The organism is Nonomuraea sp. NPDC004186 (assembly GCF_053603495.1).
In genome coordinates this window covers 12,773-30,646 of record NZ_JBSGFQ010000139.1, presented here as the reverse complement: position 1 = coordinate 30,646, position 17,874 = coordinate 12,773, and the positions used below count along the sequence as shown (strand labels likewise).

Sequence of the window (17,874 nt, the reverse complement as noted above, 5' to 3'; positions counted from 1 at the left end):
GCGGCCAGCTCGGCGGCGGCGGCGAGCTGGCGCTCGCCCTCCACCGCCTCCACGACCACGACGCGCTCGCCGCGCTCGGCCAGCACCCGCGCCACGGCGGTGCCGGACACGCCGAGCCCGGCCACGCACGTGACACTCATGGCTTGGGCATCCACTCGACGTAGAACAGCCCGAGCCCGAGGGCCGAGCAGAGCATCGCGACCAGCCAGAACCTGACCACGATCGTGGTCTCGGCCCAGCCCTTCAGCTCGAAGTGGTGCTGCAACGGCGCCATCCTGAACACCCGTTTCCCGGTCATCTTGAAGAACCCGACCTGGATGATGACCGACAGGGTGATGATCACGCACAGGCCGGCCAGGATGATCAGCAGGAGCTGGGTGCGGGTGGCGATGGCCAGGCCGGCCAGCACGCCGCCCAGGGCCAGCGAGCCGGTGTCGCCCATGAAGATGCGGGCGGGCGGGGCGTTCCACCACAGGAACCCGATCAGCGCCCCGAGCACGGCCGCGGCCACCACGGCCAGGTCGAGCGGGTCGCGCACCCAGTAGCAGTTGGGGCCGAGCTGGTCGATGCAGTTGTTGCGCAGCTGCCAGTTGCCGATCAGCACGTACGCGGCCAGCACGACGCCGGTCGCGCCGCTGGCGAGGCCGTCGAGGCCGTCGGTGAGGTTCACCGCGTTGGAGAACCCGACGATCATGAAGAGCACCCAGATGGTGAACCCGACGATGCCGATCGACGGGCCGATGTCCCGCAGGAACGACACCCGGGTCTCGGCGGGGGTGATGCCGTAGATGTTCGGCTGGCGGACCACCAGGAACGCGAAGACCGCGCCGACGACGAGCTGGCCGAGCGCCTTGGCGCCGCTGCGGAGGCCGAGGCTGCGCTGCTTGTAGATCTTGATGAAGTCGTCGAGGAACCCGACCGCGCCGAGCCCCGTCATCAGGAACAGCACCAGCATGCCCGACACGGTGGGCGCGGCGAAGGTGGCCAGGTGGGAGGCGCCGTAGGCGAGCAGCGAGGCCAGCACGAACACGATGCCGCCCATCGTGGGGGTGCCCCGCTTGCCGAGGTGGGCCTGCACGCCGTCCTCACGGATCTCCTGGCCGTAGCCGCGCCGCGACAACAGCCGGATCGCCAGCGGGGTGCCCAGCATCGAGAGGATCAGGCCCACCGCACCGGCGATGATGATTTCGGTCACTGAGCGGCACCTCCGAGCACGAGCTCGGCCGTCCGTTCCAGACCCATGGCTCTCGGTCCCTTCACCAGCACCGCGTCACCCGGCCGCAGCCATCCGGCCAGCTCGGCCGCGGCCGCCTCGGCATCGGGCACGTGCACAATTCGCATCGCCTGCGCAGGATACGCGGCCCCGCCACCGGGTGGCGCCCCGGCCACCGGCCCGCCCGGGTGAGGCCCGCCCGCGTGCGGCCCGGCGGGCACGCCGCCGAAGGGAGCCGCGCCCATGGGAGGCCCGCCCACCGGCGGCTGTCCGGGCATGGGTCCACCCGCCGGAGGCGCCTGCCATCCCTGCGGCGGCACGCCACCGGCGTCCGGCGCCTGCCAGCCGGGCTGCGGTGCCCCCTGCTCGGGGGACGGTCCGTGCCAGCCCTGATCCTGAGCGGGCCCGTGCCAGCCCTGGTCGGGAGAAGGTCCGTGCCAGCCCTGATCCTGAGCGGGCCCGTGCCAGCCTTGGTCGGGGGAAGGTCCGTGCCAGCCCTGAGGCGCGTCCTGATGGGGGACGGGCGCCTGCGGGACCCCGGCCGCGGCGTGGGCCGCCGCCTGGGCGTCCAGGGCCGCCTGAGCGGCCGCCTGGGCCTCCGCCGCGGCGGCGCTCGCCCCTTCCAGCACCGGGCCCGCGTCGGGGCCGGCCACGATGAGCCCGGCCAGGCCGGAGCCGCCGGCCAGCCGGCCCAGCTCCGCGTTGAGCGCGGGGCCCTCCTCGCCCAGCTCGCGCAGCGCCGCGATGACGGCGAAGCGCCGCCGTCCCCGGCCCAGCACCTCGAACGCCGCGAACGCCGCCCGCATCGAGTCGGGATTGGCGTTGTACGCGTCGTTGACGACCGTCACCCCGTCGGCCCGGTCCGTGACCTCCATCCGCCACCGGCTGAGCGGCGTGGCCTGCGACAGCTCGGCGGCGATGGTCGCCACCGGCAGGCCCAGCTCGTAACCGGCCGCGGCGGCGGCCAGGGCGTTCTCGACGGCGTGCTCCCCGAACAGCTGGAGCGACACGGGCGCGGACCCCGAGGGCGTGCGCAGCGTGAAGGAGGCCCGCCCGCGGGCGTCGACCGTGACGCCCTCGGCCCGGATGGAGGCGGACTCGCCCCGGCCGAAGAACGTGACCCGCGCGTCCGTGCGCGAGGCCATGGCCCGCACCAGCGGGTCGTCGGCGTTCAGGACGGCCACGCCGGTGCGCGGCAGCGCCTCGACCAGCTCGCCCTTGGCCTTGGCGATGGCCTCCTTGCCGCCGAACACGCCGAGGTGCGCGGTGCCGACGTTGAGCACCACGCCGATCTCCGGCGGCGCGATGCGGGTCAGGTCCTTGATGTGGCCGATGTTGCGCGCGGCCAGCTCCAGCACCATGAAGCGGGTGTCGAGGTCGGCCCGCAGCACGGTCAGCGGGTGTCCGAGCTCGTTGTTGAAGCTGCCGACAGGGGCGATCGTGGGCCCGACGCGGGCGGTGAGTCGCGCCAGCAGGTCCTTGGTGCTGGTCTTGCCCGCCGAGCCGGTCACGCCGATCACGGTGACCTTGGGCAGCGCGGCCGCCTGGGCGGTGGCCAGCTCGGCCAGCGCGGCTGCGGCGTCGGGCACGATCACCGCGGGTCCCTCGACCGGCCTGGTGGCCAGCACGGCGACGGCTCCGGCCCTGATCGCCTGCGCGGCGTAGTCGTGGCCGTCGACGCGCGCGCCCTTGATGGCCACGAACAGCGATCCCGGTTCTACGGCCCGCGAGTCGATCACGACGGGCCCGCGGACGACCGCGCGGGGATCGGCCATGCCCGTCAGGGCGCCCGAGGTTATCTCGGCGATCCTGGCCAGAGGCAAGGGGATCATCAGTGCTTCCTGCTTTCCGTGCTTTCCTCGCGTGCGGCGATCGCCTCCGCGACCACCTCACGGTCGTCGAAGGGGATCACTTCGCCTGAAATGTACTGACCCTGCTCATGACCCTTGCCGGCCACGACGATCACGTCGCCTTGCCCGGCCCGGGCGATCGCCAGGCCGATGGCGGCCGCGCGGTCGGGCTCAATGATCACATGAGCGCGGTCGTGCTGCGGAACGCGGAGCGCTCCCTCCATCATCGTCACGAGAATGGCCAGCGGATCCTCCGAGCGCGGATTGTCGCTCGTGAAAATGGCCACATCCGCCAGCTGGGCGGCGAGCTCGCCCATGACGGGCCGTTTGCCCTTGTCGCGGTCGCCGCCGCAGCCGAGCACGATCGTCAGCGTGCCCGCCGTGACGGACCGCAGCGAGCGCAGCACCGACTCCACGGCGCCGGGCTTGTGGGAGTAGTCCACGACGGCCTGGAACTCGTCCCCCGCGGCCGTGATCCGCTGCATGCGCCCCGGAACCCCGGTGAGCGTGCCCACGCCGTGCACGGCGGTGTGCAGCGGCACCCCGGCCTCGACGAGCGTGACGATGGAGCCGAGCGCGTTGGCGACGTTGAACGGCCCCGGCAGCGCGATCTGCGCGTCCGCCTCGACCCCGCCGGGCCCCACGACCCTGAACGCGCTGCCGTCGGCGCCCAGCCGGGCGTCCAGCGCCCGCCACTCGGCCTCCGGGTCGCCCAGCGCCGAGTACGTGGTCATCGGCACCTTCGCCAGGTCGAGCAGCTCCCGCCCGTAGCGGTCGTCGATGTTGGTCACGCCGACCCGGCTCAGCTCCGGCTGGAACAGCCGCACCTTGGTCGCGAAGTAGTCCTCGAAGTCCTTGTGGAAGTCGAGGTGGTCCTGGGAGAGGTTGGTGAACAGGGCGACGTCGTAGAAGATCCCGTCGACCCGGCCGAGCGCCAGGGCGTGGCTGGAGACCTCCATGACGGCCGCGCTGACGCCTTCCTCGCGCATCAGGGCGAACAGGCCGTGCAGCTGCGGCGCCTCGGGCGTGGTGAGCGTGGGCTGGAAACGCGCCTCGCCGGCGCGGATCTCGACGCCGCCCACCAGGCCGGCCCGGTGCCCGGCCGCCCGCAGGCCGGCCTCGATCATGAACGTGGTGGTGGACTTGCCGCTGGTGCCGGTGACTCCGAGGATCTGGATGTCGTGGGCCGGCTGCCCGTACACCCAGGAGGAGATCTGCCCGAGCAGGGCGCGCGGGTCGGGCACGATCAGCACCGGCAGCCCGGTCGCGACGGCCTCGTCGCGGCCGGCGCGGTCGGTGAGCACCGCCACCGCTCCCTTCGCCATCGCCTCGGCGGCGAAGGCGGCTCCGTGGGCCTGTTTGCCGGGCAACGCCACGTAGAGATCTCCGCGACTGACGTCGCGGGAGTCGATGGTGACGCCGGTCAGGGCGGCATGAGGCGACCGCGACGTGCCTGAGTCGGCGTCGAGCATGGTCGCGAGCCCGGTCAGCGGGCGGGGCGGGCTGGTCGTAGGACGCATAGACGACGGGGGACGCACGGCGAGAGCGTACCTTCCCTGGTCACTGTCCCGCGCGCATCCGCACCGGCGGCGCGGCGGAGCCTGTGGGAGGAATCTTCTTGCTCTTGATGGCGAACGTCATCACATCCTTGAACACGGGGGCCGCCAACTGCCCGCCGAAGTGGCCGTTCTTCGGGTTCTGCAGCACCGACAGCACCACCAGCCGGGGCTTGTCGGCGGGCGCGAACCCGACGAACGAGGCCGTGTAGCCCTCGTACCGGCCGAGCTTCGCATCGTAGCGGTTGGCCGTGCCCGTCTTGCCCGCCACCCGGTAGCCGGGGATGGCCGCGAGCTCTCCCGTGCCCTCCGCGCTCACCGCGGTCTCCAGCATCGTCGTGATCTCCTTCGCCGTCGTCGCGCTCACCACTCTGGTCTGCTTACCTGCGGGAGCGGGAACGAACCTGCCGGACGTGTCCGTCGTGCCGGCCACGATCCGCGGCTCGATCTTGACGCCGCCGTTGGCGATGGTCTGGTAGACGCTGGCCATCTGCAGCGCGGTCACCGAAACGCCCTGCCCGTAGGCGACGGTGCAGCTCTGGCTGCCCGACCAGTTCTTGTAGTCGGGCAGCAGCCCGGCCTCCGCGCTCGGCACGCCGCCACCCGGCCGCGTGCCGAACCCGAACGCCTTCAGCATCCGGAAGAGGCGCTCGCTGCCGACCTTGCGCGCGGCCATGATCGTGGCCACGTTGCTGGACTCGGCCACGGCCTGGCGGAACGTCATCGACTCGGCCTTGTGCGGGTGCGCGTCGCGCAGCACCTGGTCGGCGCACTTGATCCGGTCGGGGACCTGGAACACCGTGTCGGGCGTCACCGCGCCGGCCTCGATCGCGGCGGCGGCCGTGATCACCTTGTTGGTGCTGCCGGGCTCGAACACGTCGGCGGCGGCCTTGTTGACGTACGCGGACGCGGGGGCCTTGCGCCAGTTGTTCAGGTCGAGCTCGGGGGCGTTGGCCATGGCGATGATCTGGGCGCTCTGCACGTCCATGACGATCACGGTGCCGCTGTCGGCGCCGGCCTTCTCGACCTGCTCGGCGATCGACTCCTGGGCGGCCCACTGGATGTCGCGGTCGATCGTCAGCCGCACGTCCTGGCCGTTGACGGGGGCGGTGTGCTGGCTGCTGGTCATCGGGATGCGCAGGCCGTCGCGGCCCGTCTCGACGCGCTGCTCGCCGTCCTGGCCGGCCAGCAGGGTGTTCCTGGCCTGCTCGATGCCGCCCAGCCCGGCGCCCTCGTCGCCGACGAACCCGATGAGGCTGCCCGCCAGGTCGCCCGCCGGGTAGAGCCTGCGGTAGGTCTTCTTCGCCGCCAGCGCGGGCACGCCGGCCTGCTGCAGGCGGGTGGCCACGACCGGGTCGACGTCCGTGGCCAGGCGCTGGTAGCGGGTGTTGCTCCTGGCCAGCTTGGCGGAGATCTCCTGCTCGCTCTTGCCGAGCTGCTGGGCCAGGAGGGCGGCCCACTTGGCCCGGGTCTGGGGGGTGACCTTGGACGGGTCGATGGACAGCTCGCGCGCCTCGACGGTGATGGCCAGGCCGTGGCCGTTGACGTCGGTGATCGAGCCGCGCTCGGCGGGGATCTGCTCGGTGTGCGTGCGCTGGCCCACCGCCGCGGCCTCGTACACCTTGGAGTCGAGGCCCTGCATCTGGATCAGCCGCCCGGCGAAGATCGACAGCACGAACGTCATGCCGATCAGGCCGATGTTGATGCGCCTGCGCGGGTTGCCCAGCCGCAGCACCAGCGGCGGCCTGGGCGGGCGCGGCGGCGGACGGCGCGGCCCTCTGGGCGGGGGCACCTCCCCGCCGCGGCGCGCCGCCACCCGCTCGCTGCCCCGTGCCGCCTCCGGCCTGGCGGCCTGCGGCCTCGGGCCGCCCGCCTGGGGACGCCGCAGCGCGCCGTCCTCCCTGGCCCGGCTCCGGAGGTCGTCCTCCTGCCGGCCGCGGCGCGGCGCGTCGTCCTCCTGCCGGCCGCGGGCTCGCTCGTCGCCTCCCTGGACGCGCCCGCGGAGCCGGTCGGCCTCGTCGCGCCCCTGGGGAGCGCGCCCTCTGGGCCGGTCGCCCTCGTCACGGCCCCGCCCCGCGCTGTTCCTCGGGCGGTCGTCCTCGTCGCGCGGGCGCCTGCGGGTGCCGTCCGCGGCGTCGCCGCGCGAGCGGCCGCGCCCCGAACCGCCCGAGCCGCCCGAGCCGCCTGAGCCGCCCGAACGGCCGCGGTCCGGGCCGCTCTGGCGGGTGCCGTCGCGGCGGGCACGGTCGGGGCCGCTCTGGCGGCTGCCGCCGGAGCGGGGACGGCCGGTCTCACCCGGGTCGGCGCGGTCGGCGTCGTCGCGGCGGGAACGGCCGCGCGGTTCGTCACCGGACTCGCGCGGCGGACGGCCCCGTGGCGGGTCGCCCGGGCCGAACGGCAGGTCGAGCGGGTCCGGCGGGCGCTTGCGCGGCTGGCGTGGCGGGTTCTCCGGCGACGCCGGGCGGCCCGACCCGTCGGAACGGCCTCCGTCAGAACGGGCGGAGCCGCCCTGCCGCCCCGCCCGTCCCGGACCTCCAGGCGTACGACGAGCGGCGCCGGGCCCTCCTTGAGAGCCGGCGCCGCCAGCGCCGCGGCCGGGTCCCTGCCCCCTGCCGCCTGAGTTGCTCACCGTTCCCTGTCCGCCTGACCGCTCTGGCCGTCGGTGCCCGCGCCGCTCCAACTGTCGACGTTGTCCCAGTTGCGGTGCTCGCCCTGGTTCTCGGCCATCGTGGCGAGGACGTCGGGCTGCGTCTTGAGCTGGTATTCCAGCTCGATCTTCTCCTTCTCCTGACGCGCCACCGCGATCTCGTCGCGCAGGTCGGCGTCGGTGATGGCGTCCTTGGCCAGCATGGTGTTGAGCAGCAGCAGGCTCACCAGGCCGCCGCAGAGCAGCCCGACGACGAGCAGCACGAACGGCGCGCGCTGGCTGCGCGCGGGCCGGCGCCGCGCCATCGGCCGCCTGATCTGCGCGCTCACCGAGGCGATCCGCTTGCCGGCGGCGCCTGCGCCCGTACGGGTGCCCGGACGCACGCGGGTGGCGCCGTCGGCGCGCTCGCGCTCGGCGGCGGGCCGCTTGCCGTCGAGGTCGAGGCGTGCCCGCTCGGCCGCCGACAGCTTGCTCTCGACGTCAGGACGGGGCCGCGGCTTGGACTGGTGCGGCGCCCCGAGCCGGCGCGTGCCCGTCTTGGGGGTCGCGCGGCGGACGGGCGCTCCCCGGCCGGTCTCCTGCTCAGTCGTCAACACGGATCCTCTCTGCCGCCCGTAGCCGGGCCGAGGCCGCCCGCGGGTTGCGGGCGAGCTCTTCTTCGCTTGGGAGCTCGGCTCCCCTCGTCAGGAGGCGGAACCTCGGCTGGTGAGCCGGCAGGGGGACGGGCAGCCCGGGGGGGCTGGTGTCCCTGGTTCGCGCCGTGAGGGCCTGCTTGGTGAGCCGGTCCTCGAGCGAGTGGTACGAGAGCACGACGACTCGCCCACCCAGCGCCAGCGCGTCGAGTGCCGCGGGCAACGCCGCCTCCAGGGCGGACAGCTCCGCGTTCACCTCGATGCGCAGCGCTTGGAAAGTCCTCTTGGCGGGGTTTCCCCCGGTGCGCCGGGTCGCGGCGGGAATCGCCTCACGCACGATGTCCGCAAGCCGCTTAGTCGAGGTTATGGCCTCTTTGGCCCGTTCCTTGATGATCAGGCCCGCGACACGCGGAGCGAATCGTTCTTCTCCGTAATCGCGCAGGATGCGGATCAGCTCCGGGGCGGAGTAGGTGTTGACCACCAGCTCCGCCGTCAGCTCCTGGTCGGTGTCCATCCGCATGTCGAGCGGCGCGTCGTAGGAATAGGCGAACCCGCGCTCCGCCTCGTCGAGCTGCGGCGAGGAGACCCCCAGGTCGAACAGGGCTCCGTTGACCGTGGTGCGCCCCGCGCGGGCGAGCACCTCGGCCAGGTCACCGGAGGAGGCGTGGACCAGGGTGATCCGGTCCGCGTACGGGCTCAGCCGGCGGGTCGAGAAGTCGATCGCGAAAGGGTCGCGGTCGATCCCGATCAGATGAAGTGAAGGATAGGCCGCGAGCAGGGCCTCCGAGTGGCCACCGAGGCCGAGGTTGGCGTCGACGACGACGGGCTCGCTTCCGGTCAGCGAAGGCCCGAGCAGCTCCAGAACGCGCTCGAGCATCACCGGAACGTGACCGCCCGTGCCAGCGTTGTTCTGCATCTCCAACCCCCCTCTCGCGCCCTTGCCCGCGGATGACGCGTATAGATCGATCGTCGGCCACCTCTGAGTCCCCACCCGGCGCCGCCCGGCCAGGTCCCCATCCGCACCCTCTTCGTGGACGCCTGTCATCTGACACCGGGGAAGGTGCATCAGCTGACCGGCAGTGGTTGCGGGTGGAGACCTCGCCGAACGACAACACCGACGGATCGACCGTGGTCACTACAAGATCCCTGGCAGCACCTCCTCCGACAGATCGGCGAACGCCTGCTCCTGCGCACTGAGATAGGTGTCCCAGGCCTGCGCGTCCCAGATCTCCAGCCGGGTGTTGGCCCCGATGACGACGCAGTCACGCTCCAAACCCGCGTACTGACGCAGGCTCTGCGGGATCGTGATACGCCCTTGTTTGTCTGGCTTCTCGTCGGACGCACTGGCGAAGAAGACGCGGCTGTAGTCGCGCACCGCCTTGGCGGTGACCGGGGCGGTGCTGAGAGCCTCGGTAATGCGCTGGAACTCCTCCACGGGAAAGACGTAGAGGCATCGCTCCTGGCCTTTGGTGATCACAAGACCCTCCGCCAGCTCCTCACGGTACTTAGCCGGCAGGAACAGCCGTCCCTTGTCGTCCAGACGCGGTTGATGGGTGCCGAGGAACACCGGCCCCACCTCCCGTGCCTCGTGAAGCGCTCAGCGCTGGTGCACCGGGCCCTCCACTGCGCACCACCATACTCCACTTCTCCCCACCGTCAACTGATTCGAACCGTCTTCATCATCGGTTTCCGTTGCGTTACCGCAGGTCAGAGCGATGGAGCGGGGTGGAGGGGGGTGACCGGGCGGTCAACCCTCATGGGCGTGTCGAGGGTTCAAAAGGCCGCGGAAATAGGGGCTCGGCTCGTTCGGGAAGCCCGCGGTGGAGGAAAGTGGAGCGCCCGGTGGGGTGTCGTGTCACGGGATTCGTACTGCTATGCGACAAGAACAGGAACATCACCGGTGTTCCCTGGAATATCCACAAATGTCGCCCGAGAACCCACAGCGTCGTAGGGTCGTACACACAATGGAAAAGGAATGGCATGGCTCCCGCAAAGGCACCCTACGGGACAGCCGTCGCACTTCTCTCATGGAGGCCCGGTGGCAGTAACCCATGATGTCCCTCCCCAGCTCGACGAGCTGGTCTCCACCGCGCATCGGATTCGGAACGCCATCGAATCGGTGATCGAGGGCAAGGGCGACGCCGTCCGCATCATGCTCACCGTCCTGCTCGCGGAGGGCCACCTCCTGATCGAGGACGTTCCAGGGGTCGGCAAGACCATGCTGGCCAAGGCGCTGGCGCGCTCCATCGACTGTCCGGTGCGCCGCGTGCAGTTCACTCCCGACCTGCTGCCCAGTGACATCACCGGGGTCAGCGCGTACAACCAGCAGACCCGGGAGTTCGAGTTCAAGCCCGGCCCGGTGTTCGCGAACATCGTGGTCGGCGACGAGATCAACCGCGCCTCTCCGAAGACGCAGTCCGCGCTGCTGGAGTGCATGGAAGAGCAGCAGGTGACGGTGGACGGCGAGACGTACCAGCTGGACACGCCGTTCATGGTGATCGCCACCCAGAACCCCATCGAGATGGAAGGCACCTATCCCCTTCCCGAGGCGCAGCGCGACCGTTTCACCGCGCGCATCGCGATGGGCTACCCCGAGCCGCACGCCGAGCTGGAGATGCTCGACGTGCACGGCCAGACCTCGCCGCTGGACAAGCTGGAGCCGGTGGCGACGACGGCCGAGGTGCGCGCCCTCATCGAGGCCGTACGCGGCGTCTACGTCTCGCAGGCGGTCAAGAAGTACGCCATCGACCTCGTCGTGGCCACCCGCCACTCCCCCGACCTGCGGCTGGGCGCATCGCCCCGGTCCACGCTGCAGCTCGTACGGGCCGCCAGGGCGCACGCCGCGCTGGCCGGTCGCGACTACGTCATCCCCGACGACCTGCAGGACCTGGCCATCCCCGTGCTGGCGCACCGGCTGCTGCCCAGCGTCGAGGCCCAGGGCCAGCGCCGTCTGCCCGAGCAGGTGGTGACCGATCTGATCAGGCGCGTACCGGTGCCGGAGGCCAGGGCGTCGTGAGGGCCGGACTGCGGGCGCTGACCTCCAGGGGCAGGTCGTTCCTCGCCTCCGGCATCGCGGCGCTGCTGATGGCCGTCATCCTGGGCGAGAACGACCTGTTCAGGATCGGCGTCCTGGTGACGGCGCTGCCGCTGCTGGCGGCCATGGTGGTGGCGCGCACGCGCTACCGGCTGAGCTGCGCCAGGCGCCTCGACCCGCCGCGGGCGGAGGTCGGCGGCGAGGCCACCGTGACCCTGCGGCTGGAGAACGTCACCAGGCTCCCGACCGGGCTGCTGCTCATCGAGGACACCGTTCCTTACGCGCTGGGCGTGCGGCCCCGGTTCGTGCTGGACCGGGTCGAGTCGCGGGGCGTGCGGGAGATCGACTACCGGGTGCGCTCGGACCTGCGCGGCCGTTACACGATCGGCCCGCTGTCGGTCCGCATCGCCGACCCGTTCGGGCTCGTCGAGCTGACGCGCTCGTTCACGATCAGCGACACGCTCGTGGTGACGCCGCACGTCGCGGCGCTGCCCCACGTGCGGCTGTCGGGTGAGTGGACGGGCGGCGGCGACAGCCGTACCAGGAGCGTGGCCGCGGCCGGCGACGACGACGTGGCGCCACGCGAGTACCGGCAGGGCGACGACCTGCGCCGGGTGCACTGGCGTTCGACGGCCCGCCGCGGCGAGCTGATGGTGCGCCGCGAGGAGCAGCAGTGGCAGAGCCGCGGCGCGCTCCTGCTGGACACCCGCAGGTACGCGCACCGCGGCGAGGGCCCGCGCTCGTCGTTCGAGGTGGCGGTCTCGGCCGCGGCCTCGATCGGCGTGCACCTGGCCCGCGAGGGCCTCGGCCTGCGGCTGGTGACCGACCAGGGCGCCGAGCACCTGACCGACACCGGACTGAGCTGGTCGCTGCTCGACACCCTCGCCGTGGTGCGGCACAGCCCGGCCCGCTCCCTGGAGATGGGCGTCTCGGCCCTGCGCCAGGGCGGGGGCGACGGGCTGATCGTGGCCGTGCTCGGCGACCTCGACCCGGAGGAGGCGAGAGAGCTGGCCCGGCTGAGGCACAGCGGCATCACCGCGGTGGCGGTGATGCTGGACGTGAGCACGTGGGACGGCGGGGACCGCGCGGCCGCCGAGAACCACCAGGCCGTGCAGACGGTCCTGGCCGGGTACGGCTGGCGCATCGTGCGCCTGCCCGCGGGCACCTCGATCGCCTCCGTCTGGCAGAACGCCGCCAACCGCGACAGATACGCGCTCAACCCGGCGGGAGGCGCGGCATGAGGCTGACCGTCGCCTCCGGCGTGGCCGCGTTCGCCGCGGCGTTCCTGCTCTACCCGCTCTTCCAGGGCGGCTCCTGGTTCTGGTCGTCGCTGGGCGCCGTGCTCGCCGTGATGGCCGGGGGCCTGCTGAGCAGCCGCCTGTCGCTGCCCGCGTGGGCGGCGCCGCTGGTCGCGCTGCTCGCGGTGTGGGTCTACCTGACCGCGGCGTTCGCCTCCGCCAAGGCGTGGGCGCTGGTGGTGCCGACCCGCGGGTCGGTGGTGGAACTGGGCAGGCTGCTGGGGGTCGGCTGGGCCGACATCCAGCGCTTCGCCGCTCCCGTGCCGGAGACCGAGGGCATCACGCTGCTGACCGCCGGCGGCGTGGCTCTGATCGCGATCGCCGTCGACCTGCTGGCCGCGCGGCTGCGCAAGGCGGCGCTGGCCGGGCTGCCGCTGCTGGCGCTGGCCACCGTGCCGGCGACGATCCTGCCCGACCCGATCAGCTGGCCGGCGTTCATCCTGGCCGCGCTCGGGTTCATCGGCCTGCTGATCGCCGACGGGCGCGAGCGGGTGGGCCACTGGGGCAGGGCGGTGCTGGTACGGCGGACGACCCGCGCCACGTCCTCCCGGCCCGAGGCCCGCACCTCGGCGGACACCAGCGGGCTGCGGCTGTCGGGCAAGCGCATCGGGTTCGCCGCGATCGTGCTGGCGGTGCTGGTGCCCGCCCTGCTGCCGGCCATGGAGCCGGTGTCGTTCTTCACGTTCGGCGTGGGCGGCAGCGGGTCGGGCCGGGGCAACTCGATCAGCATCCCCAGCCCCATCGCGAGTCTGAAGGGCCAGCTGGAGCTGCCGGAACGGCGCGTGGTCCTCACGTACGCCAACAACGACGACAAACCCCGCTATCTGCGGATCTACGCGCTCGACACGTTCGACGGCCAGCAGTTCGGCATGACGGAGCCCAAGGGGGCCCCGCAGAACAGGACGGACAACGGCCCCCTCCCGGCGCCGCCCGGTCTCGGCCCCGAGCCGAAGGTCAAGACCGTGACCACGGACATCCGGATCAGCGACGAGATCACGAAGCTGCAGTTCCTGCCGCTGCCGTACCCGCCGCGACAGATCCAGATCGACGGCGACTGGCGGGCGGACGTGGACACGCTCATGGTCTTCTCCACCCGCGACGAGGCCTCCGGCGTCGAGTACGAGGTGACCACGAGCGAGCCGGAGCCCACGCCGGACCTGCTGGACTCGCTCAGCGAGACCCGGCCCAGCGTCGATCCCCGCTTCCTGAGGCTGCCGGACAACCTCCCGCCCGAGATCGCCGAACTGGCGACCACGCTGACCGCGAACGCCAAGACGGACTACGAGGCGGCGGTGAAGCTGCAGGAGTTCTTCACCGGCGGCGACTTCACCTACACCCTGAGCACGCAGGGGCACGGCAACTCGGCGCTGCGGGACTTCCTGCTGCGCGACCGTGCGGGCTACTGCGAGCAGTTCGCCGCGTCGATGGCGGTGCTGGCCAGGCTGGTGGGCATCCCGTCACGGGTGGCCATCGGCTACACGGGCGGCACGAAGGTCGGCGACCGGTGGCAGGTCGGCACGAACGACTCCCACTCCTGGCCCGAGCTGTATTTCGAGGGTGTGGGCTGGCTGCCGTTCGAGCCGACTCCCGCGGGCTCGGCCGGCCAGGGCAGCGCGCGGGTGCCCGAGTACACCCAGCCCCGGCCGGAGGCGACCGGAGAGGCGTCGACGCCGACGCCGGGTTCGACGAGTTCGTCCGCCGACGAGCCGGTCGACCCGCAGGCCCGGCGCAACCCTCGCGAGCTGGACCGCGAGGGCGTGGTCGCCACCGGCGGGCTGCCGACGGACGACTCGATGCCGCTGATCGGCCAGATCGGCATCGGCGCGGCGGCGCTGCTGCTGGTGCTGCTGATCCCCGCGGGCCTGCGTCTGATCACCAGGAACCGGCGCGTGCGCACCCTGGGCTGGAAGGTCTCGGAGCCGTCCGACGATCTGACGGCCCGGATCGCGTCGAAGTCGGGGGGCGGCCATCCGTCGGTCGCCGCCGCGTGGGCGGAGCTGGACGACGTGCTGTACGACTACGGCATGGCCCGCCAGCTCAGCGAGACCCCGCGGGCGCTGGCACGGCGGCTGACCCAGCAGTACGAGTTCGACGCCGACTCGGCGGCGGCCATCACGGCCATCGCGTCCGCGGTGGAGCGGGTGCTGTTCGCCAGGGATCCGGGACAGATCGGGCCGCTGCGCAAGGACCTGCGTCAGGTGCGCCAGGCGCTGGCGGCCACGGTGTCACGCGGGCGCCGGCTGCGGGCGGTGCTGCTGCCGCCGTCCACGCTGCGGCGGCTGCGGGGGCTGGGCGAGCGCCTGCTCGACGGGTTCGACCTGCTGGAGAACATCAGGCTGCGGCGGACGTCCGCCCAGAAGGGCTCCTGACCGACCGACGCGACCGGCCGTCCCCCTCGTCGAGGGGGACGGCCGGTTTCGTTCTTCGGCAGCGGGAACGCCGGCGCCTGGCCGGGCTCACCTTTGGGGGCAGAGGACGGGCGGCCGCCGGTTGCGCCTGGGCCGGACGAGCGTTTTTCGGGAGCGGAAAACGCCGGCGCCTGGGCGGACGAGCGCACGACGGGACCCGGAAGGGCCGCCTCCCACACGAGGACCGCCCGGACGCGTGTCCGGGCGGCTCCGCAGGTCAGCGGTCAGCGCTCATCGTTGCGGCGGCGCCAGCGCTCTTCCATGCGCTCCATGAATGTCCCCCGGCGCGGCCGACGGGCTTGCTTGCCCGGAGGAGGGGCCGAGCCCGAGGCGGGCGCGGAGTCACCGAACCCGTTCATGCGTTTCCAACTGGACAGGCCCCACAGACACGCGGCGAGCATGACCACGAAACCGCCGACGCCGAGAGGGATCAGGGCACTGCCACTCATCACCACGCCGACCATCATGATGACGACGCCGAGAGCAAAGCCGATGGAGGCCTTGATCAGACGACGCTTGTAATGGCTGCGCGGGTCACTGATCCTTACGGTGTTGGCCCACTTCGGGTCCTCGGCGTAGAGGGCCTGCTCGATCTGGTCGAGCAAGCGCTGCTCGTGCTCAGAGAGCGGCACGGCGCCTCCCAAGGACAGCCCCAGGACGGGGAAGACGGCAACGGACGACACGGGGTGTCCGAACCTCGCGGTCGGTTATCCCCAGAATACGAGGCTGTAGACGTAGGCGAAAGCAAACGTCCAACGCAGACCAAACCGGAGGTGTCGTCATGGCTCCATTGTGGCCCATCTCGCCCCCCTTCCCCCAAAATCGCGACACCGATGCCCCATAAAAATCCGGACATCTGCGTCATGTCTCTACATCATCAAGCTTGCCACGTACGAGCGATGCTGGGAGCACCGCATCGGGACCGAATCGCCGGATCGCCTTGTCCATGGCCTGTTCGGCCTCGCGCCAGCCGGTCTCCCGCTCTCCGATGCCGAGTTGGTGGGTGGCCTCGCCCGCGGGGCGCAGGTTTTCCATCCTCACGCCGACCAGGCGCAGCCGCACGCGCTGGAGGCCGGCCGCCTCGAACAGCTCGCAGGCTGTGGCATAGATCACCTGGGCCACGTCGGTCGCCTCGCGCAGTGTGCGCGAGCGGTTGATCGTCGTGAAATCAGCGCGGCGGAGCTTCACACTTACAGTCCTTCCCACGTGTCCGCCCTTACGCATCCTGGCGGCCACCCGCTCGGAAAGACGCAGCAACTCCCGCTTGATCACCTCGGGATCGTCCACGTCGGCCGCGAACGTCTCCTCGTTGCCGATGCTCTTGTCGGGCACGTGGGCGCTCACCGCCCGCTCGTCACGGCCCCAGGCCAGCGCCGCCAGGTGGCCGCCCACGGCCTGCCCTAGCTCGCGTTGAAGGGTGGCGGGCGGCACCCTGGCCAGGTCGCCTACCGTGCGGATGCCGAGGCGTACGAGAGACTGCTCGGTGCGCTCGCCGACGCCCCACAGCGCCGAGACCGGCAGCGGGTGGAGGAAGTCGACGACCTGGTCGGCGGGCACCACCAGCAGCCCGTCGGGCTTGCACTGCTTGCTGGCCAGCTTCGCCACGAACTTGCTGCTCGCCACGCCGACCGAGCACGTGATGCCGTAGCGGTCGAGGACCTGCTCCCTGATCATGGCGGCGATGACGGCGGGCGGGCCGAGCCGGCGCCTGGCGCCCCCGACGTCGAGGAACGCCTCGTCGGACGCGATGGGCTCGACCATCGGGGTGATCGTGTGGAAGATCTCCATGACGCCCTTGGAGACCTCGGAGTATTTGCCGTGACTGGGCGGGATGATCGTGGCCTGCGGGCAGAGCCGGCGCGCCCTGCTCATCGGCATGGCGGAGTGCACGCCGTGGGCCCTGGCCTCGTACGTGGCGCTGAGCACGACGCCGCGCCCCGCGGGCGAGCCCACGATCACCGGTCGGCCGCGCAGCTCGGGACGCTCGAGCAGCTCGACGCTGGCGAAGAAGGCGTCCATGTCGACGTGCAGGATCGGGCAGCCGCTGTCGTCGGCCCCGGTGCGTGGAGCGGGGCCGATGCCGGTGATCTGCTTGCGAGACACGCCGCCGATTCTATCCGAACATGCGTTCTATACCCAGTGCCGGCGCCTCACGACCTGTGCGCGAGCACGTGCAGCTGAGTAGCGATGTCGCGCAGCACGGGGTGGGTGGCGGCGACCTGCTCGAGGGCGACGAGCGCCTCGGCGGCGCCGGGCTCGCCGTCGACGAGCCTGCTCGGGACCAGGTCGGCGAAGACGCGCACGCCGTGGACGGCGCCGACGGCGAACCCGGTCGCGGCCAGCAGCTCGGAGAGCGTCTCGGCGTCGAAGCGCCTCGGGGTGGGGTCGCGGTCGCCCCAGGTGCCCCGCGGGTCGTCGAGCACGGCCCGCGCCTCGTCGAACTGCCCCGCGAGCGCCCGGTGGATGGCGCTGCCGACGGGGTTGGCGGTCAGCACGCTCACCGCTCCGCCCCTGCGCAGCACGCCCGCGACGGCGGTCAGCGCGCTGATCGGGTCTTCGACGTATTCGAGCACGCTGTGGCAGAGCACCAGATCGGCGCTGTCGCGGCTGAGCAGCTCGCCCAGGTCGGCGGCGTCGCCCTGCAGGGACCGCACGCGCACGCCCTTCTCCTTGGCGCGGCGCTCGAGCGCGGCCAGCGAGTCGGGGCTCGGATCCACGACGGTCACGGCGTGACCCAGCGCCGCCAGCGGCACGGCGAACCCGCCGGTGCCGCCCCCGGCATCGACGATGTCGAGCCCCTCCCGGCCGGTCGCCGCCGTCCGTTCGGCCAGCGCGGACCGCAACGCGTCCCAGACGACGGCGGTCCGCACCGCCGGGGTCCTCGTGACGCCTTCAGCACGCAACGTCGGCTCGCCTCCCTCTCCCCTCGCGACGGCCCGCGCTCCGGGCCCTCGCGATCGCGCATATCTTGAACTGCGCTTCTCCGCGGTCGGGCCCCAGCCTACGCCGTGCGCCGGTCCCCCGCTCGCCGTCACCGGCACCGGCCGCTCCCGGGTCGCGCACGCCGCCCGGGCGGGCCGCCGTCGATGCCGGGGTAGCGGGGTCAGGCGGCAAGGTCAGGCGGCGGGGTCAGGCAGCGGGGTCAGGCAGCGGGGTCAGGCAGCGGGGTCAGGCAGCGGGGTCAGGCAGCGGGGTCAGGCAGCGGGGTCAGGCAGCGGGGTCAGGCAGCGGGGTCT

13 protein-coding genes are annotated in these 17,874 nt (G+C 72.2%); 3 read left to right on the top strand and 10 right to left on the bottom strand.

Annotation, left to right across the window (positions count from 1 at the left end; translation table 11 throughout):
* Positions 1 to 136: 136 nt before the first annotated feature.
* From mraY to mraZ, 7 genes are all read right to left on the bottom strand, one after another.
* Positions 137 to 1,195 (bottom strand): phospho-N-acetylmuramoyl-pentapeptide-transferase, encoded by a 1,059-nt coding sequence (gene mraY / locus ACWEPL_RS56560; RefSeq protein ID WP_350729166.1) that lies wholly within the window; start codon positions 1,193 to 1,195, stop codon positions 137 to 139.
* Positions 1,192 to 3,045, bottom strand: a complete 1,854-nt coding sequence (murF, locus tag ACWEPL_RS56555) for a UDP-N-acetylmuramoyl-tripeptide--D-alanyl-D-alanine ligase (RefSeq protein WP_452441523.1) — start codon at positions 3,043 to 3,045, stop codon at positions 1,192 to 1,194. Before murF ends, mraY begins: the two co-directional genes overlap by 4 nt.
* Complete coding sequence (locus ACWEPL_RS56550; protein ID WP_355191727.1) at positions 3,045 to 4,583, bottom strand: UDP-N-acetylmuramoyl-L-alanyl-D-glutamate--2,6-diaminopimelate ligase; 1,539 nt, start codon at positions 4,581 to 4,583, stop codon at positions 3,045 to 3,047. Before ACWEPL_RS56550 ends, murF begins: the two co-directional genes overlap by 1 nt.
* A gap of 40 nt (positions 4,584 to 4,623) precedes the next feature.
* A complete protein-coding gene (locus ACWEPL_RS56545; protein ID WP_452441528.1) occupies positions 4,624 to 6,354 on the bottom strand; it encodes a peptidoglycan D,D-transpeptidase FtsI family protein in 1,731 nt (576 codons plus the stop codon).
* 890 nt (positions 6,355 to 7,244) lie between these two features.
* A complete protein-coding gene (locus ACWEPL_RS56540; protein WP_452441521.1) occupies positions 7,245 to 7,859 on the bottom strand; it encodes a hypothetical protein in 615 nt (204 codons plus the stop codon).
* A complete protein-coding gene (rsmH, locus tag ACWEPL_RS56535; protein WP_452441519.1) occupies positions 7,849 to 8,814 on the bottom strand; it encodes a 16S rRNA (cytosine(1402)-N(4))-methyltransferase RsmH in 966 nt (321 codons plus the stop codon). The genes ACWEPL_RS56540 and rsmH overlap by 11 nt, the downstream gene beginning before the upstream one ends.
* 219 nt (positions 8,815 to 9,033) lie before the next feature.
* Entirely contained in the window at positions 9,034 to 9,465 is a 432-nt protein-coding gene (mraZ, locus tag ACWEPL_RS56530; RefSeq protein ID WP_090930667.1) for a division/cell wall cluster transcriptional repressor MraZ, read from the bottom strand.
* 408 nt (positions 9,466 to 9,873) lie between these two features.
* Between mraZ and ACWEPL_RS56525 the strand changes: the two genes are divergently transcribed.
* From ACWEPL_RS56525 to ACWEPL_RS56515, 3 genes are read left to right on the top strand one after another with little or no spacing between them, the layout of a single operon-like run.
* The gene (locus ACWEPL_RS56525) at positions 9,874 to 10,914 is read left to right on the top strand and encodes an AAA family ATPase (RefSeq protein WP_397366034.1); all 1,041 of its coding nucleotides are present in this window, start codon (positions 9,874 to 9,876) and stop codon (positions 10,912 to 10,914) included.
* Positions 10,911 to 12,173 carry a DUF58 domain-containing protein gene (locus ACWEPL_RS56520; protein ID WP_350729155.1) on the top strand — a complete coding sequence of 421 codons (1,263 nt, stop codon included), beginning with the start codon at positions 10,911 to 10,913 and terminating at the stop codon, positions 12,171 to 12,173. Before ACWEPL_RS56525 ends, ACWEPL_RS56520 begins: the two co-directional genes overlap by 4 nt.
* Positions 12,170 to 14,599: a transglutaminase family protein gene (locus tag ACWEPL_RS56515; RefSeq protein ID WP_452441517.1), complete on the top strand. Its 2,430-nt coding sequence runs from the start codon at positions 12,170 to 12,172 to the stop codon at positions 14,597 to 14,599. Before ACWEPL_RS56520 ends, ACWEPL_RS56515 begins: the two co-directional genes overlap by 4 nt.
* A gap of 263 nt (positions 14,600 to 14,862) precedes the next feature.
* On the opposite strand, the gene ACWEPL_RS56510 is transcribed toward ACWEPL_RS56515, so the two are convergent.
* From ACWEPL_RS56510 to ACWEPL_RS56500, 3 genes are all read right to left on the bottom strand, one after another.
* Entirely contained in the window at positions 14,863 to 15,270 is a 408-nt protein-coding gene (locus ACWEPL_RS56510) for a DUF3040 domain-containing protein (protein WP_350729151.1), read from the bottom strand.
* Between the two features lie 229 nt (positions 15,271 to 15,499).
* Positions 15,500 to 16,741 carry a DNA polymerase IV gene (gene dinB, locus ACWEPL_RS56505; protein WP_350729150.1) on the bottom strand — a complete coding sequence of 414 codons (1,242 nt, stop codon included), beginning with the start codon at positions 16,739 to 16,741 and terminating at the stop codon, positions 15,500 to 15,502.
* A gap of 47 nt (positions 16,742 to 16,788) precedes the next feature.
* Complete coding sequence (locus tag ACWEPL_RS56500; protein WP_363963671.1) at positions 16,789 to 17,541, bottom strand: methyltransferase domain-containing protein; 753 nt, start codon at positions 17,539 to 17,541, stop codon at positions 16,789 to 16,791.
* Positions 17,542 to 17,874 lie beyond the last annotated feature (333 nt).

What these genes read in the sequence shown, in the direction of transcription:
- murF (WP_452441523.1), bottom strand. Translation starts at nt 3,045, where the DNA reads ATGATCCCCTTGCCTCTGGCCAGGATCGCCGAGATAACCTCGGGCGCC.
- ACWEPL_RS56525 (WP_397366034.1), top strand. Translation starts at nt 9,874, where the DNA reads ATGGCATGGCTCCCGCAAAGGCACCCTACGGGACAGCCGTCGCACTTC.
- ACWEPL_RS56515 (WP_452441517.1), top strand. Translation starts at nt 12,170, where the DNA reads ATGAGGCTGACCGTCGCCTCCGGCGTGGCCGCGTTCGCCGCGGCGTTC.
- ACWEPL_RS56550 (WP_355191727.1), bottom strand. Translation starts at nt 4,583, where the DNA reads ATGCGTCCTACGACCAGCCCGCCCCGCCCGCTGACCGGGCTCGCGACC.
- rsmH (WP_452441519.1), bottom strand. Translation starts at nt 8,814, where the DNA reads ATGCAGAACAACGCTGGCACGGGCGGTCACGTTCCGGTGATGCTCGAG.